Origin of the sequence: Formosa undariae, from assembly GCF_042427615.1 — a bacterium.
Classification (GTDB): domain Bacteria; phylum Bacteroidota; class Bacteroidia; order Flavobacteriales; family Flavobacteriaceae; genus Formosa; species Formosa undariae.
On sequence record NZ_JBHMEZ010000011.1, the window covers coordinates 161,647 to 177,719 of the forward strand.

The window sequence follows — 16,073 nt, forward strand, 5'->3', positions numbered from 1 at the left end:
ACATGAGTAAGTATAGTTTAAGTTTTATAGTATCAAATTTTAAACTAAAATTGTTCTTATTTCTTTACTTTCAAATTTTGTTCATAAATTAGCATCAAATTTTTGACTTGAATCTCCATAGAATATTTAAAAGAATTAATTTTTGATTGTTGCATTTAAAGATATAGTTTTAAGGGATTTATGCGAAGATGAGGATAAATGTATTCTTATATATGGTCAAGAAGCGACTACTCAATTACAAAATAGACTTTTAGATTTATTTGCAGCTGAAAGTATTTTAGATATTCTAGTTGGAAATTTAAAGGAAATAAGGTTTGGCGATACATTATCTTTTCAATTAGATCTTGATAATAAATATTTTTTAGAATTAGTGCCTAACCATACTGATTTGAAGGATTTTAATCAGGAAAATTTAATAGACAAGTCAGAGATTAAAAGGATAAAAATTATTGCAATTAACAAAAAGATATAATGATAAATTTTGAGCCAAATTGGACTTCATCTCCAGGTAACACAATAAATGATATCTTAAATAGTAGAAATATTGGCGTTGCAACTTTTGCTGAGAAAATAGATGAATCCACGGATTTAGTATTAAAACTAATTGAAGGATCAATTAAAATAAATAAGGAATTGGCATCTAAATTATCTACAGAGTTAGGTGCATCACCCTTATTTTGGATTAATCGAGAAGTACAATATAGAGATTTATTAAAAATTAATCAGCCAAAGTTGTTATCTAATTGGATAAGTTCACTTCCAATTAAGGATATGATTAAGTTTGGTTGGATCAAAGGAGTTGAAAATTTAGAAAAGGAATGTTTGAATTATTTTGGAATTAGTGATGTGCATTCATATTATAAAAAATATCCAAATGTCAATTCTCTTTCTTTTAGAAAAACCGATACTTATAAATCGGATTTGGCGGCAATTTTTAGTTGGATAAGACGAGGTGAAATACTTTCAGATAATTATCCATTAAATGAATGGAACAGACAAAAATTTCTAGATTCTTTAGATGAGATTAAGACTTTAACTAGAGAAAAAAATCCAAAAAAGTTTTTACCCAAACTTATTTCAACATGTGCAGGTTGTGGAGTTGTATTAACAATTGTTCCTACTCCAAAGAATTGCCCTGTTAGTGGTGTTGTTAAATTCATTGATAATAGAGCCTTAATACAAATGAGTTTTAGGTACTTGTCAGATGATCAATTCTGGTTTACCTTTTTCCATGAAGCGGGTCATTTAATTTTGCATAATCCAGAAAATCCAATTTTAGAAACTAACAAAAGCGATATTGATGAAAAGGAAAATGAGGCAAATGCTTTCGCTCAAGAGGTTTTAATTCCTTATTATTTGAAAGAAGAAATGATGAGCATCAGAGGAAATAAAAAGAAAATAGTTGGTTTTTCCGTTAAAGCTGGTGTTTCTCCTGGTATTGTGGTTGGTCAATTACAACACCTAAAAATAATTAAATTTGAATATTTAAATGGTTACAAAAGAAGATATAATTGGTCTGATATAAATGAAACTTTAGGTAGTCTAAATTTATTATAATTACCCTCTGAAATGAATATATTTACTTGGACTTTTCTGCCAATTACATATAGAATCTTCTATTATTTGCATTCCAAAATTTAAACCTAAATGAGCTTCTAAGGCGTTAATCTTAATATTTAAACTTTTTTTAGATTTGTCATTAAAAAGTTTTTTAGCACCCTCATATGGTCCTGTGGATTCATTTAAATAAGTTGAGTCAGGTTCTATATTAACTATTCCAAGCTTACCAATCATTGTTAAATAGTCAAATTTCGCAAGTCTTCCAAAATATTTTACTACACTCATAGACTTGTAAAGTTTGTTGAATAAAGTTTTTGGATCAGAACCTGCAGTTGCAATTAAATTTTGAATGAACCATTCATGACTTTTACTTGGTCCTATCCAATTAACATAACTTTCAAATGTAGCTCCTGTGCCTTTATCTTGTATACTTACATATTTTCTGTGATTACTGAATGTTCCTTTCTGTTTTAAATTTTGATGATTTCTTCTCAACCATGTTCTAAATAAAGAAGGGTCATTGGATATAGTTTGCCAATCCCAAACTATTGAAGAGCCTAACCCATTATAGGTGAACCTTACTAAATTCCATCCATGTTCTTTGTGCTTACCATAATGTGTAGCTAAAAAGATTAACCAAAGTGCTTCATCGATATCTCTATTTTGAAAATGGTAACATGCAGCTGTTAATGGATTAAAAGAAGTTTTACTTGGGTCGCAAACGATAGAGCTATAACTTTTGGATTTAAAAATTTGGGCAATTTTGATTCTCCTATCACTATCAATAATTTGACGAATTAAGCAATCTTTATCTGAAGGATCATTTATTCCAGGCATGCTATGAATCTTTGTAAATTCAGTCAATTTTGTCTCTAAGTTGTTATATAGTACTTTGTCTTTTATTCTCATACTTTAATTTTATTTGAAAGCCAATCTCTAATAGATTTTTGAACAATACTTGTTACACCAAAACTACTTTGAATATTATGATTAAAACCAAAGACTTTAATTGCTTGTTTTAATTTAACTCCACCAATTTTATTTACATCACCTTCAAAAGAATACCCATTTACGTTTTTACCGTTTTTTCTATTTAAAACCCAATTTGTTTGTAGTTCTTTTGTATATGAAATATCGCTAATTTGTTCAAAGGTTTTAATAACAGTGCTTCCATTTAATACTAAATAATTAATATTTGAGTTTCTTAAAAGGTGACCAAATAATAAAGAGGATTTATCTAGTAAAAAATGTTTTTGATTTGGACTTAGATCTGACCATTTCTTTGATGTCGCATAAGGTATTAGGTCTAAATGGCATGCTTCAGTTGATGGGAAGTAATAGGAGTATGATGAACCGGAAATTAAATAATCTAACTTTTTAAACCACTGATCGTAAGGGTTTCTGCTGAAATATTCATCACAAAGTGTCTTAATGGAATTTGTTTTAGTATTGTCGATCTCTGTCCAATTATTGATGTTTAATGATTTTAGAGTATGGAATCGTCTATTGTTTTCGTTTAATTCAATACCATTTAAATCTTCGAATTCTCTATTGCTAGGGTTTATGCCAAGAGTTGCAATTTTCGAATTAGAAATACTACCAAAAGAGTAAATTGGTGTACTCCAGGGTATAACATCTGCATATTTAATATCTGCATCTGTTAATGTGTTATTTATTAATTTAAGAATTTTTAGTTTCATCTAAAGTCTTCTAATTTTTTGCTTTGTTTTAACTCTTTGATCAATAAAACTATTATATATAGAATTATTGATTTCTTTTTTTATTTCTTCTATTTGGGTGTATTTGTTTCTTTTTAGTAAGGTGTGAATTTTTAACAAGGATACTAGATCTTGCCAGTATGGTTCTAGCTCGTTAGTATTTATTTGGTCGAATTTCTCTTCGCTTATTAATTTCTCTATTGAAATAATTTTTTCTAACGAGTTCCAGGGATTGATTAAAGGCATTTTTGGCATCTGATAATGGGTTGATTGCGTGCCTTCACTTAGATACTTTTCAGCATTTTTTTTGTTTTTTTTATATAAATGTAAACTTCCAACAGTATGATAATAAGAACCTATTTCGATACCTAATGTTGTAGCTATTATTTCTTGTAACATAGTGAAACAAAAAATATCATGCGATAGACCAAGAAAAGCATCATTAGATCTCATAGAAGTCATCATAATTAATTTGTCCTTTCTGATTGTAAATTGTAAAGTTGTGGTACAGGGAATATCTTTGTGCTGATCAATTAAATCTTTCGCATCAAAAAGTTGAATTACTGCTCTTCTGGAACTTGGCTTTTTTCTTAAAATGGCAATGACATTCTCAACTTGATTTATGTGTCCGTCTTTTTTAAAGAGTCTTGGACCATAACCTCCATAAATTGTTTCATTATCGTCAGAAGATTTTACATATTGGGGTATGTAATATTTAATATATTTTAATGCATTAGTTTTGCTTAAATACCATAGTAATTCCCCTAAAGAACTAAATGCTTTTCCTTTTGTTTCAGTAATACTTAATCTGGCCCTTGGATTTTGTAATTCTATTAAACAACCAAATATTTCAGAACTAGCTCCTTTTGTCGGGACTATATCAAACGGTTGTTTTAGAAGTTCTGTAAAAACTCTATTTAAAAGATCATCTAAGGTTTTTTCTTTTATATGCATTAAGGAATTTTATCAAAATATGAATCTTTAGGCTAAAAGTCATGATTAATAAAAATTTTATTTATCAATAAAATTTTTCTTTATAAAAAATATAGAATTAACAAAGTTTATTGAATTTCTTATTAATATTACAACTCATAATTAGATAAAAAATATTTTAAAACAAACAAATCAGCTTCAGCCCAATCTAAATTAAGCAATTCCTCCACATTAGCAAGCAAGAAGTTAGAATGTTCTCTTAATTTTAATTCACCCGAAAGGTATTCCGAAACAAAAGGAATTAATTTAATTTTAAAATCTGGATATTGATGCGTAACAGGAGTCAGTCTTTCTTTGATATCAATTTGAATATTTAATTCTTCAAAAATCTCTCTTTTAATACAATCGACTTCAGATTCTCCTGCTTCAATTTTCCCTCCTGCAAATTCCCATTTTAAAGGAAGCTTCATGGTTCCGCTTCTTTGAACAGCTAGAATTTTAGTGTCAAATTTTATGATAGCACAAGTTACAAGAATGGTTTTCATTAATTTATTGTTAACTTTTCTATGCAGCTAATTTCTCTTCAGTTAAAAAGAGATCAAGTGCATCCTCGGTATCGAAATGAAAATTACTATCTGATTTATTTAAGAAAAAATTTATTAAATCTAAATGAGATTTGAACACTCTAAACGAGACTCCTTCGTAGTTATAAATAAAAAAGACTTCATTTAAATTCCCATTCGTAACTAATACTGTTTCTATGGTTCTTGATGCTCTTAGGTATTCTACTTTTATGGCTCTATAAGTATTCATCTTTCGTAATCATTTTCTAGTTTACTTATTCCTTAATGCGCCTCCAACCAGTTATCGCCAGTATCCATTTCTACATCCAACGGAACATCCATTATAAAGGCATTTTCCATTTCGGTTTTTACTAGTGTTTTTATGGTTTCTAGTTCAGGTTTGTAAACATCGAACACCAATTCATCGTGTACTTGTAGTAGCATTTTTGTTTTAAACTCGCCAGCGACTAATTTCTCATGAATATTAATCATGGCCAGTTTTATAATATCGGCAGCACTTCCTTGTATTGGGGCATTAACAGCATTTCGTTCGGCAGCACCACGAACTACGCCATTTCTAGAATTGATGTCCTTTAAATAACGACGACGCCCTAAAACGGTTTGTACATAGCCATTGTCGCGAGCAAAATCTACCAACTCACTCATATATGTTCTAAGTTTAGGGTAGGTTTTGTAATAGGTATCGATAAGGTCTTTAGATTCACTTCGCGATAAATCGGTTTGATTGCTTAATCCAAAAGCAGACACACCGTACACAATTCCGAAGTTCACAGTTTTCGCATTGCTACGTTGTTCTCTAGTCACTTCTTCTAAAGGCACGTTAAAGACTTTGGCCGCAGTCGAAGCATGAATGTCTTCACCGTTTTTAAAGGCTTCAATCATGGTTTCTTCCTGACTTAAAGCCGCGATAATACGAAGTTCAATCTGCGAGTAATCGGCAGCTAGTAAAGTGTACTCTTCATTTCTTGGAATAAAGGCTTTTCTAACTTGGCGACCACGTTCGGTACGGATAGGAATATTTTGTAAATTCGGGTTGTTACTACTTAAACGCCCCGTTGCAGCAACGGTTTGCATATAATCGGTATGCACGCGACCTGTTGTTGGCTCGACTTGTAATGGCAAGGCATCGACATAGGTGCTTTTTAATTTTGCAAGTCCGCGGTAGTCTAAAATATGCTGAATAATTTCATGGTCTTTGGCCAAGTACGATAAAATATCTTCTGAGGTTGCAAATTGCCCAGACTTGGTCTTTTTAGGCTTATCGACTAACTTGAGTTTGTTGAATAAAATTTCTCCCAATTGTTTAGGCGAAGCAATATTAAATTCTTCACCAGCTTCAGTATATATTTTCTCCTGAAGTGAAGCGATATCGTCATTCAATGCAATGGCTAAATCATTTAAAAATGGAATATCTAGATTAATACCTTCCAATTCCATGTCTGCAAGCACACGAAGTAACGGCACTTCAATATCATCAAATAATTTTTGGGTATTGGCCTGTCCTAATTCGTTTTCAAAATGTTCTTTGAGTTGCAGGGTAATATCGGCATCTTCAACGGCATATTCGGTTTGTTTATCAATAGGAACTTGTCGCATTGATAACTGATTTTTTCCTTTCTTACCAATAAGATCTACAATAGAAATTGGCGAGTAATTTAAATAGGTTTCGGCCAAAATTTCCATATTGTGACGCATATCTGGATTGATTAAATAATGCGCTAACATGGTATCGAATAACTTGCCTTTAACCGTAATGTTATATTTGCGAAGGACTTTAATATCGTATTTTAAATTCTGACCAATTTTCTGAATGTCTTCCGACTCGAAAAACGGACGAAGTATCTCGATTAAATCTTGAGCTTCGGTTTTATCTTCTGGAAATGGTATGTAAAATCCTTTACCGGTTTCCCAAGAAAATGCAATACCAACTAATTCTGCAGTAAGCGGATTTAAGCCTGTTGTTTCAGTGTCAAAACACACGCTAGTTTGCTTCATTACATTTTTAAGGAATAACTTGGTGGCCATACCAGAGGCAACACTTTGGTAAAAATGCGACGTGCTTTCGGCAGTCTTTCTTTGGTTAGGGTCTTCTACTGCTGTATTTGAACTTGGTGCAGGATCTCCGCCAAATAACGAGAATTGTCCGGCTCCTGCATTTGCTGATTCGGTAGCTGTTGGTCCTGCGTTTGTCGTTTTGTTTTCTGTTGAGGCTTCAGTTTGAACCGTAAATATTTTTTCAAAACTATCTACAAGTCGTCTAAATTCTAAATCTTGGAAAATGCCTTTTACAGCATCGATATCTGGATGAGACATTTCAAAATCTTCAGCATCAAAATCTACAGGAACATCCAACATAATGGTCGCTAATTTCTTAGATAATAATCCAAGTTCTTTAGCGGCTTCAATCTTCTCTTTCATCTTTCCTTTTAGCTCGTGTGTATTTGCTAAAAGGTTTTCCATGGTTCCGTATTGTGCCAAAAATTTCTTTGCTGTTTTTTCTCCAACACCAGGAAGTCCAGGAATATTATCGGCAGAATCTCCCATCATTCCAAGAAAATCTATGACTTGTTCTGGGCGTTCAATTTCGAATTTTTTCAAAACTTCAGGAATTCCCCAAGTTTCGTAACCGCCACCAAAAACAGGGCGGTACATAAAAATATTTTCAGAAACCAACTGTGCGAAATCCTTATCTGGCGTGACCATAAAAGTTTTATAACCTTCCAATTCTGCCTTTTTAGCTAGGGTTCCAATAACATCATCGGCTTCAAAACCTTCCTTAACCATAATAGGAATATGCATGGCTTTTAAAATCTCGTAAATGTAAGGCACAGCGATTTTTATAGCTTCTGGCGTGGCATCGCGATTCGCTTTATAGGCTTCAAACATTTCTACACGATCTGCACTTCCTCCTTTGTCAAAACATACGGCCAAATGGTCTGGACGTTCACGTTTAATAACGTCTAATAACGAATTTGTAAACCCTAAAATGGCCGATGTATCTAGACCTTTAGAATTAATTCTTGGGTTTTTAATAAAAGCATAATAGCCACGAAATATTAGGGCGTAGGCATCGACTAAAAAAAGACGTTTTTGTTCTGACATGATTCTATTTTTGTGAGAATGTCAAAACTACAAAAAAAGGGTTGGTATTTAGAATTAAAATCAAGACGGCATACTTTTGAAACCATATTTCGATGAAGTATTGAAAACTGTCACTGTTTAAAGGGAATTGTGATAGTTTATGACATGTTTACGTGTTATTTATGTACTTTTATTTTCTGACAAAATAGAGAATGGATCATGCTGAAGCCTAGTAGACGAGAACTAAATAAGATTGAGAAAAGAGAACGGATAATTATGGCGTCGCTAAGTTTGTTTTCTGAAAAGGGGTTAGAGAATACGTCTATTAGTGATATTGTAGAGTTAAGTAATATTGGCCGAGGTACATTTTACAATTATTTTAATACGCCAAAGGACGTGTTTTGTGAGATTTTAGATCGCTTAAATTGTGAAATTAATTTTGAAGTGAAGCAGGCCCAAGCAGGAGTAACGTCTGCGTATTGTTTTTTGCACGCGTCTTTTAAAGCGTATTTTGATTTGGTTACTTCGGATGAAATGGTGATGTTTCATAAAAATAATCAAAATCAGATTCGGAGTGTGTCTTACGGAAGTGAAGGTATTTTAAGTCTTGTTAAGAACATGAAGGAAGATTTAAAACGATTCCCAGAAGTGTCTTTTACAGACGATAAATATTTTGAAATGTTTAGTTTAATCGCTATTTCTTCGGCCTCAGAATTATTAGTGTGTCTATATCATAATTATTTTGAAGCATCTAAAGAAGAAGTGTCTCACTTTTTAGCCAATGTATTTGTGAGCGGATTGAAAAATTATTCGAATTTTAATACCGAAAATGTAGTCGCAGATGAATAGTTTTCAAAATGTATTTGACGCTCAGAAAAGCAATCAGTTTAATGTTGGACAAACAACCTACAAAGAACGGATCGCAAAACTTAATGCTTTGAAGCAAGCGATTGAAGTGGATTATAAACAAGCTATTCGCGAAGCCTTATACGCCGACTTTAAAAAGCCTTTTATAGAAACCGATTTAACCGAGATTTATCCTGTTCTAGGAGAAATTAAATACGTGAGTTCACAATTAAAAAAGTGGATGAAGCGACAAAAAGTAAAAACACCAATATCGTTTTTAGGAACTTCATCTTGGTATATAAACGAACCTAAAGGTGTTTGTCTAATTATATCGCCATGGAATTTTCCTTTAAATCTAAGTTTTGGTCCGCTAGTATCTGCGATTGCAGCAGGAAATACGGTTATTATTAAACCATCGGAAATGACACCCCATATTTCGGAAGTAATGCGTGAAATAATCACGAAATTATTTCCTGAAAACGAAATTACGCTTGTGCAGGGAGAAGTCGAAGTCTCTACAGAATTACTTAAGTTACCGTTTAATCATATCTTTTTTACGGGATCTCCAAATGTTGGGAAAGTCGTTATGGAAGCTGCTTCGAAACATTTAACCTCGGTGACTTTAGAGTTGGGAGGGAAGTCGCCAACAGTAATAGAGGCTTCTGCAAATTTACAACAAGCGGCAACACGAATTGCATGGGGGAAGTTTATAAACAACGGACAAACTTGTATCGCGCCAGATTATATTTTAATAGATGAAAGTATTAAGGAGGCGTTTATAGTGGCATTTAAGGACGCTGTTGAACTGTTGTACGAAGATCCAAAAACGTCTAAAGCCTACGCTAGAATCGTTAATAATCGGCATTTTGAAAGACTTCAGAGTCATTTAGAAGATGCTAAATCTCTAGGAGCGATTATAGAATTAGGAGGACGCTGTGTAAGTGATGATAATTTTATCGAACCGACGGTGGTTTCTAAACTTCCAGAACATTCAAGTTTACTTCAAGAAGAAATTTTTGGGCCTATTTTACCTATAAAAACCTATCAGACTATAGATGAGGCTCTAGCGTATATTAATGCGAAAGAGAAACCTTTAGCGCTTTATATCTATAGCGAAAACAAAAAGCAGACTCAGTATATTATAGATCGTACACGAGCAGGAAGTACAGCTGTTAATACAAATGTGTTGCAATATATTAATCATTATTTGCCTTTTGGGGGAAGTAATAACAGTGGTATTGGTAAGGCGCACGGCATTTTTGGATTTCAAGAGTTTTCTAATATGCGCTCCGTTTTAAAACAACATATAAAAGTGAGTGTCGAGTTCTTGTTTCCGCCATATACAGACTTCAAGCAAAAGTTAGTAGATATTACTTTAAAATGGTTTTAATTGGAATACGTTCTTAGAGTAAATGAGTTAAACACGGAGTAAGCTTTAACACTTAAATAAGACAAATTGGAAAGGGTATTTGCTAATTTTACCCATTAAATTATTCTTATGTTGCGTTGGGTTATCTTTTTTGCACTTTATATCTTTTTAGATTGGTACGCTTTTAAGGCGTTTAAATCCATCACAAAGCATCGATTTATTTATTGGTTATATTGGATGTTAAGCGCATTAGTTTTAGGGAATTTTGTTTACGAAATACTCCTTAATCCGAGTCATTTAAAAGTACTTACACATTCTAAAAGTTACGCCTTAGGTTTTTTACTTGTTGCATTAGCACCTAAATTAATCTTGTTAATCATTTTAGGTTTCGAAGATCTGGTTAGGCTACCTCAAGGCGCTTATCGGTTTTATAAAAAAGATAAAACAGAATTAGGTTATTTTCCAGCACGTCGTGCCTTTATAAGTAAAATAGCTATTGGTTTGGCAGCTATTCCTTTTGCAGGTTTATTATACGGTATGTATAAGGGGAAATACGATTTTCGGGTTTTAAAATACACCCTTACTTTCGACGATTTACCAGATGCTTTCGATGGTTATAAAATCACACAAATAAGCGATATACATAGTGGTAGTTTCGATGACCGCGAAAAGATTGAATATGCTATAGATTTAATTAACGAACAGCAGTCCGATGTGTTATTGTTTACCGGCGATATGGTAAATAATGTATCTTCGGAAATGGATCCTTGGAAAGAAACGTTTGGGAGATTAAAAGCGAAAGACGGTAAGTTTTCGGTTTTAGGAAATCATGATTATGGAGATTACGTCGAGTGGGATTCTGAAGCAGAAAAGGAGCAGAACCTCGATGAATTAAAGGCGATTCAAAAAGAAATAGGATTTGATCTGATTTTAAATGATAATCGATTTCTTGAAAAAGGCGGTGATCGTATTGCACTGGTTGGTGTCGAGAACTGGGGGAGAGGCCATTTTAAAAAAGCCGGAGATTTAAAGCAGGCGGCTTCTAAAATTGATGCTAAGGATTTTAAAATACTTATGAGTCACGATCCATCCCATTGGGAGGATCAAGTTATAGACGATGATTACTTGTATCACTTAACATTAAGCGGACATACACATGGGATGCAATTCGGAATTGAAATTCCGGGTTGGATTAAATGGAGTCCAATTAAATGGCGTTATAAATATTGGGCAGGTATTTATAAAGAAAAAGGACAGTTTATTAATGTAAACCGTGGATTTGGCTTTTTAGGCTATCCAGGACGTGCAGGTATTTGGCCAGAAATAAGTGTTATAGAGCTTAAAAAAAGTCCTAAAAATGCGTAATGTTACATAATTGTTATTATTAAAATAGAATTGTGTATTTTTATATTACATAACTTGAGCGAAAACACTGTGTTTTTTGTTAATTTTAATTGTTTTCAGGAATTCTTGAACATTTTAAAATACGCTCTTAAAGACTAAAAGATGTCAAAATTTGGAGATTTAATAGATGTTAATATTCCGGTATTATTAAATTTCTTTACGGAATGGAATGAGCAATCTACAGCTATGCACCCTGTGTTGCGAGATGTGGCTGCTGCGCTTGGTGATAAAGCCAAAGTGATTAAAATTGATGTAGAAAAAAATAAGGAATTGGCAGAGGCCCTGCGTGTAAAAGGTTTACCTACTTTAATTGTATACAAAGCGGGTGAAATGAAATGGAGGCATAGTGGAGAGAAAGATGCAAATTCGCTTATCACTATTGTTCAAGAATATCTTTAAACCGAAAGTGATTTAAAATCGTAACCTTTTTTACTAAAATAGTCTAATACTTTTGGTAATGCATATTGCATGTTTTGCGATGCTTTTACACTATCGTGAAATACTATAATATGTCCGTCTTCTGCGTGCTTAATAACATTACTTAGGCAATCTTCTACCGAAAGGCTGTGTTCCCAGTCAAACGAAATTATACTCCACATAATAATGTGATAGCCTTGTTGCTTTAAAAGTTTGGCTTGGCTATTTTTAATTTTCCCATAAGGCGGTCTGAATAATTTTGAAGGAATTAAATCTGCTGCTTTTTCAACATTTTTTATATAGTCGTCTGTGTTTGTTTTCCATCCTTTTAAATGATTATAAGTGTGGTTTCCTATAGCATGACCTTCGGCTTCAGTTTCTATATGTACTTCAGGATATTTTCTAACGTTATCACCAATACAAAAAAAAGTTGCTTTTGCATTATAGGGTTTAAGTGTGTTTAAAACCCAAGGTGTGATTTCGGGATGCGGACCATCGTCGAATGTTAAATAGATTGTTTTTTTATCTAATAAAGGCATATCCCAAACGTAGTTTGGGAATATGCCTTTTATAATTTTTGGTGTTTTAATAGGTATTAATCCCATATTTATTCTACTGGTACAATAGCACTATCATTAGGTCGGATATCTAAATCTGTAGGTTGTATCGCTTCAGGTTCTGGAGTGCTTCCGCCGTAAAAGTGTTCGAATAACTTTAAATGGTTGTTAAACGTCTCCATTTCTGTTTTAGCAAACTCACTGTCATGTCTTAGTAAAACATCCACTAACGATTTGTAACGTTCAATATTGGTTACAATCTCTTCAGCGATTTCGTATTGCTTTTCTATTTTTAAAGTGCTGTAATACGCTAAGTATTCTTGGTATTTAGTAGCGACTTCTTTAAATAATTTTCTAGCTTTTTCGTCTGCACCAACTTCATAGTAACCGCTTACATAAGGTTCTAAAAGCGTGTAATAGCCGAAGTATTCAACAGGCATGTTTTCCATAGCAATATCTGCTACTTCTTCAGCCTTGTCTAATTTCTTATCGTTAATTAACTGCTCCATTAATCGCGCTAAGTTTCCGCGGTAAGAAATAGAATTTTTACGGGTTTCTGGGTCGTGGTAAATTTCAGAGCTTCCGCTGTTACCCCAATCCCAAGATTTCACTTTGTTGTACATTAAGTCTGCATCTACACGTCCCATATCAAACGGATTATTTCTATTAATTGGTGTTTTAATCGGTACCAATTTGTAGCACATGCCGTCTAATTGCAGGTAATCTTTCATCCATAAATAATCGTCGTCTCCAAAACTACCTCCAGTAAAGTAAATCGGACGCTTCCAATCGTTATTAGCTATTATATCTAACATTAACAATCGGTTTTTCAATAAAGCACTATTACTGATTTTTAAATTAATTTCATCTACAATTTTATCGGCATCTTTTAAAGCCACTATACCGTTATCTAATACTGTTTTTTTGTTTACAGAAACCGTAAGATTTTCTACTGGGAAATAATTAGAGTTTTGAAGTTGAGATGGGTAATAACTAGGATCCTCACCTTGCATTTCTAAAATGTATTTAAATTTTGTTTTCGGGTTATCGCTACCCACAAAATTTATAAAATCTTTAATGTTCATGGTGTCTTCAGAAACAATACGTTTCATAATATAATCACGTGTTCCGTAACGGTATTGTTCGTGAGTTAATTGAGAAGGAATAGGATCGCTCTGGTACGCTTTACGCTTCATTTGGTCGATATACCAGTCTGTTTGGAATAAACTCGTGTTTACAATACGCACATCTGTACGGTAGCCTTCAATTTCTTGAGCATACCAAAGCGCAAAGGTGTCGTTATCTCCAATGGTAAATAAAATAGCATTTTCTGCACAAGAATCTAAATACATTTTCGCCATAGAACGGGCGGTGTATTTGTCTGATCTGTCATGGTCGTCCCAGTTGTTAGCGGCCATAATTCCTGGAACAAGAACAAGGCAAGCCAATGTTATTGCAGGTGCTAGCATAGGTGATTTTACATATTTCTTTAAAGTTTCGTAAATGGCATATACACCGAAACCGATCCAAATGGCAAAGACATAGAATGATCCTACAACGGAATAATCCCGTTCTCGAGGTTCAAACGGCCTCACATTGGTATACACTTGTATGGCAACTCCGGTAAATAGGAAGAATACGAAAAGCACCCAAAACATTTGTTTGTCTTTATTGAATAAAAAGAATAGACCTAATAAACCTAAAATAAACGGTAAGAAATAATAGGTGTTTCTTGCTTTGTTGTTTTCTACATCGCTAGGTAAATTAGATTGTGGCATGCCTAAATGCCATTCGTCAATAAAATTAATACCACTTAACCAATTTCCATGATCATCGTATTTACCCTGAATATCGTCTTGTTTTCCAACATAATTCCACATAAAATATCTCCAGTACATATATCCCAATTGGTACTGAAACATATAGACGATATTACTCGCTAACGTTGGTTTTTCAATATCTAAATATTGTCCGAATTGTTTTAGAAAACTGTTATAGTCTTGATAACCTACGTTACCTAGAGCGACATCATTTTTAAAGTTTGCAACAGAAGTGCGCAGTTGGTTTTCCGTTTGGTATTCTGGTTTTATTTTAAAATCTAAATACCCCGTAAAGATCATGTAGTTTTCGGCATGTTCCGAACTCCACATTCTAGGAAGTATAGATGCGTGATTAGAATTGTAATTCTGTTTAGCACGTTCGTAATCGTTTACAATAACGTATTCACCTTTTGCTTCATCCTTTTCGTAGTTAGGCTTGTCGTCTATGTATGGGTTGTTTTTATCTAAACCAGCATACTGATCGGTAAATTGAGGTCCGTAAAACAAGTGCGTTTCAGGATATTGTTCTAAATTATAATATGCTAAAAGTTCACGAGCATCAGATGGATTGTTCTCATTCACAACAACATTGGCGTTGGCACGAATAGGAAGCATGATCCAAGACGAGAACCCAATAAAGATAAATAATAAACAAAGCGCTAAAGTGTTTAGGTGAATGTAGCCTTTTTGGCGCGTGTATTTTAAAGCAAAATAAAAGGCTGCTATAAGTAGTACAGCGGCAATTATAGTTCCAGAATTAAAAGGTAGCCCTAAAGAGTTAATGAAAAATATTTCCGAAGTACTAAAGAATTTCAGTGCGTTAGGTAGAAGTAATTTAAATATGAATAATAAAATCGCTACGGCTACAACATTTGCTATAATGAAGTTTTTAACTGTAATCGTTTTATAATTTTTAAAATAATATACAAGTGCGATACCAGGAATAGTTAATAATCCCATAAAGTGCACTCCAAAAGATAAACCAATAACGAAGGCAATTAAAACCAACCAACGGTTTCCTCTAGGTGTATTCATATCTTGTTCCCAGCGTAAACCTAACCAAAACATAGCAGCCATCATTAACGTTGCCATGGCATAAACTTCTGTTTCTACAGCATTAAACCAAAACGAATCGGTAAAGGTAAAGGCTAAACTTCCAACTAAACCACTACCAAGAATTGCAATTGCTTTAGATTTTGAAAGTGTTTCATGTTTAGAAATAATATTTTTTAAGAGTAAAGTAATGGTCCAGAACATGAATAAAATAGTGAAGGCACTAGCGACGGCACTCATTAAATTCAACATATAACCTACTTGCTCAGGTTCTAGAGCAAACATAGAGAAAAAGGCACCTAGCATTTGAAATAGTGGTGCTCCTGGAGGGTGTCCCACTTGAAGTTTGGCAGAAGTTAAAATATATTCTCCAGCATCCCAATAGCTAACGGTTGGCTCTACAGTTAGTCCGTAAGTAACTAAAGCGATGGCAAAGGCAACCCAGCCTAAGATGGTATTCCACTTTTTAAAGTTGAATTGTGTCATGAAATTCAGTATTTATTCGGTAGGCGAATTTAATAATAAATATGTAACAGTGAAGCGTTTTAAGTAAAGGTTAGTACTTAGATGAAAAAAAAATAAAAAAAAGTTTGCGTGTATTGTGAAATGTTCTATATTTGCACTCTCAAATTAATGATGGCCCATGGTGTAACTGGCAACACGTTGGTTTTTGGTACCAAAGAGTCTAGGTTCGAGCCCTAGTGGGCCAACAACAAACCCCAATCTTGAAA

General features: G+C 33.4%; 14 protein-coding genes and 1 tRNA gene. 7 read left to right on the forward strand and 8 right to left on the reverse strand.

What is annotated here, in order from left to right; genetic code table 11:
- The first annotated feature begins 142 nt into the window (after positions 1-142).
- Together ACFFVB_RS09310 and ACFFVB_RS09315 are read left to right on the forward strand one after the other, a co-directional pair.
- Complete coding sequence (locus tag ACFFVB_RS09310; RefSeq protein ID WP_382382450.1) at positions 143-472, forward strand: hypothetical protein; 330 nt, start codon at positions 143-145, stop codon at positions 470-472.
- Entirely contained in the window at positions 472-1,557 is a 1,086-nt protein-coding gene (locus ACFFVB_RS09315) for an ImmA/IrrE family metallo-endopeptidase (RefSeq protein ID WP_382382451.1), read from the forward strand. The genes ACFFVB_RS09310 and ACFFVB_RS09315 overlap by 1 nt, the downstream gene beginning before the upstream one ends.
- On the opposite strand, the gene ACFFVB_RS09320 is transcribed toward ACFFVB_RS09315, so the two are convergent.
- The 6 genes from ACFFVB_RS09320 to polA form a co-directional block, all read right to left on the reverse strand.
- The gene (locus ACFFVB_RS09320; RefSeq protein ID WP_382382452.1) at positions 1,558-2,469 is read right to left on the reverse strand and encodes an alpha-glutamyl/putrescinyl thymine pyrophosphorylase clade 3 protein; all 912 of its coding nucleotides are present in this window, start codon (positions 2,467-2,469) and stop codon (positions 1,558-1,560) included.
- On the reverse strand, positions 2,466-3,260 hold the full coding sequence (locus tag ACFFVB_RS09325; protein WP_382382453.1) for a hypothetical protein: 795 nt from the start codon (positions 3,258-3,260) through the stop codon (positions 2,466-2,468). Before ACFFVB_RS09325 ends, ACFFVB_RS09320 begins: the two co-directional genes overlap by 4 nt.
- Positions 3,261-4,232 (reverse strand): thymidylate synthase, encoded by a 972-nt coding sequence (locus ACFFVB_RS09330; protein WP_382382454.1) that lies wholly within the window; start codon positions 4,230-4,232, stop codon positions 3,261-3,263. It abuts the gene before it with no gap.
- A gap of 128 nt (positions 4,233-4,360) precedes the next feature.
- Positions 4,361-4,756: a (deoxy)nucleoside triphosphate pyrophosphohydrolase gene (locus ACFFVB_RS09335; protein ID WP_382382455.1), complete on the reverse strand. Its 396-nt coding sequence runs from the start codon at positions 4,754-4,756 to the stop codon at positions 4,361-4,363.
- A 19-nt stretch (positions 4,757-4,775) separates the two neighbouring features.
- A complete protein-coding gene (locus ACFFVB_RS09340; RefSeq protein ID WP_382382456.1) occupies positions 4,776-5,024 on the reverse strand; it encodes a hypothetical protein in 249 nt (82 codons plus the stop codon).
- 32 nt (positions 5,025-5,056) lie between these two features.
- Positions 5,057-7,897, reverse strand: coding sequence for a DNA polymerase I (polA, locus tag ACFFVB_RS09345; protein ID WP_382382457.1), 2,841 nt, complete (start codon positions 7,895-7,897; stop codon positions 5,057-5,059).
- 198 nt (positions 7,898-8,095) lie between these two features.
- Here polA and ACFFVB_RS09350 point away from each other — a divergent pair, with 198 nt between their 5' ends.
- The 4 genes from ACFFVB_RS09350 to ACFFVB_RS09365 all read left to right on the forward strand — a co-directional run bounded on the left by ACFFVB_RS09350 (position 8,096) and on the right by ACFFVB_RS09365 (position 11,894).
- Positions 8,096-8,725, forward strand: coding sequence for a TetR/AcrR family transcriptional regulator (locus tag ACFFVB_RS09350; RefSeq protein WP_382382458.1), 630 nt, complete (start codon positions 8,096-8,098; stop codon positions 8,723-8,725).
- Complete coding sequence (locus ACFFVB_RS09355; RefSeq protein ID WP_382382459.1) at positions 8,718-10,112, forward strand: aldehyde dehydrogenase family protein; 1,395 nt, start codon at positions 8,718-8,720, stop codon at positions 10,110-10,112. The genes ACFFVB_RS09350 and ACFFVB_RS09355 overlap by 8 nt, the downstream gene beginning before the upstream one ends.
- Positions 10,113-10,220: 108 nt before the next feature.
- A complete protein-coding gene (locus ACFFVB_RS09360) occupies positions 10,221-11,456 on the forward strand; it encodes a metallophosphoesterase (protein ID WP_382382460.1) in 1,236 nt (411 codons plus the stop codon).
- Positions 11,457-11,597: 141 nt separating this feature from the next.
- Positions 11,598-11,894, forward strand: coding sequence for a thioredoxin family protein (locus ACFFVB_RS09365; RefSeq protein ID WP_382382461.1), 297 nt, complete (start codon positions 11,598-11,600; stop codon positions 11,892-11,894).
- On the opposite strand, the gene ACFFVB_RS09370 is transcribed toward ACFFVB_RS09365, so the two are convergent.
- On the reverse strand, positions 11,891-12,517 hold the full coding sequence (locus ACFFVB_RS09370) for a polysaccharide deacetylase family protein (RefSeq protein ID WP_382382462.1): 627 nt from the start codon (positions 12,515-12,517) through the stop codon (positions 11,891-11,893). The genes ACFFVB_RS09365 and ACFFVB_RS09370 overlap by 4 nt on opposite strands.
- Positions 12,518-12,519: 2 nt before the next feature.
- Entirely contained in the window at positions 12,520-15,828 is a 3,309-nt protein-coding gene (locus tag ACFFVB_RS09375; protein WP_382382463.1) for a glycosyltransferase family 117 protein, read from the reverse strand.
- Positions 15,829-15,979: 151 nt separating this feature from the next.
- Here ACFFVB_RS09375 and ACFFVB_RS09380 point away from each other — a divergent pair.
- Positions 15,980-16,052, forward strand: a tRNA-Gln gene (locus ACFFVB_RS09380).
- Positions 16,053-16,073: the final 21 nt, after the last annotated feature.

Excerpts from the sequence above, each read along its gene's own strand:
- ACFFVB_RS09355 (WP_382382459.1), top strand. The coding sequence starts at position 8,718 with ATGAATAGTTTTCAAAATGTATTTGACGCTCAGAAAAGCAATCAGTTT.
- ACFFVB_RS09360 (WP_382382460.1), top strand. The coding sequence starts at position 10,221 with ATGTTGCGTTGGGTTATCTTTTTTGCACTTTATATCTTTTTAGATTGG.
- ACFFVB_RS09375 (WP_382382463.1), bottom strand. The coding sequence starts at position 15,828 with ATGACACAATTCAACTTTAAAAAGTGGAATACCATCTTAGGCTGGGTT.
- ACFFVB_RS09350 (WP_382382458.1), top strand. The coding sequence starts at position 8,096 with ATGCTGAAGCCTAGTAGACGAGAACTAAATAAGATTGAGAAAAGAGAA.
- ACFFVB_RS09325 (WP_382382453.1), bottom strand. The coding sequence starts at position 3,260 with ATGAAACTAAAAATTCTTAAATTAATAAATAACACATTAACAGATGCA.
- ACFFVB_RS09330 (WP_382382454.1), bottom strand. The coding sequence starts at position 4,232 with ATGCATATAAAAGAAAAAACCTTAGATGATCTTTTAAATAGAGTTTTT.
- ACFFVB_RS09365 (WP_382382461.1), top strand. The coding sequence starts at position 11,598 with ATGTCAAAATTTGGAGATTTAATAGATGTTAATATTCCGGTATTATTA.
- ACFFVB_RS09340 (WP_382382456.1), bottom strand. The coding sequence starts at position 5,024 with ATGAATACTTATAGAGCCATAAAAGTAGAATACCTAAGAGCATCAAGA.
- ACFFVB_RS09320 (WP_382382452.1), bottom strand. The coding sequence starts at position 2,469 with ATGAGAATAAAAGACAAAGTACTATATAACAACTTAGAGACAAAATTG.
- polA (WP_382382457.1), bottom strand. The coding sequence starts at position 7,897 with ATGTCAGAACAAAAACGTCTTTTTTTAGTCGATGCCTACGCCCTAATA.
- ACFFVB_RS09370 (WP_382382462.1), bottom strand. The coding sequence starts at position 12,517 with ATGGGATTAATACCTATTAAAACACCAAAAATTATAAAAGGCATATTC.
- ACFFVB_RS09335 (WP_382382455.1), bottom strand. The coding sequence starts at position 4,756 with ATGAAAACCATTCTTGTAACTTGTGCTATCATAAAATTTGACACTAAA.
- ACFFVB_RS09315 (WP_382382451.1), top strand. The coding sequence starts at position 472 with ATGATAAATTTTGAGCCAAATTGGACTTCATCTCCAGGTAACACAATA.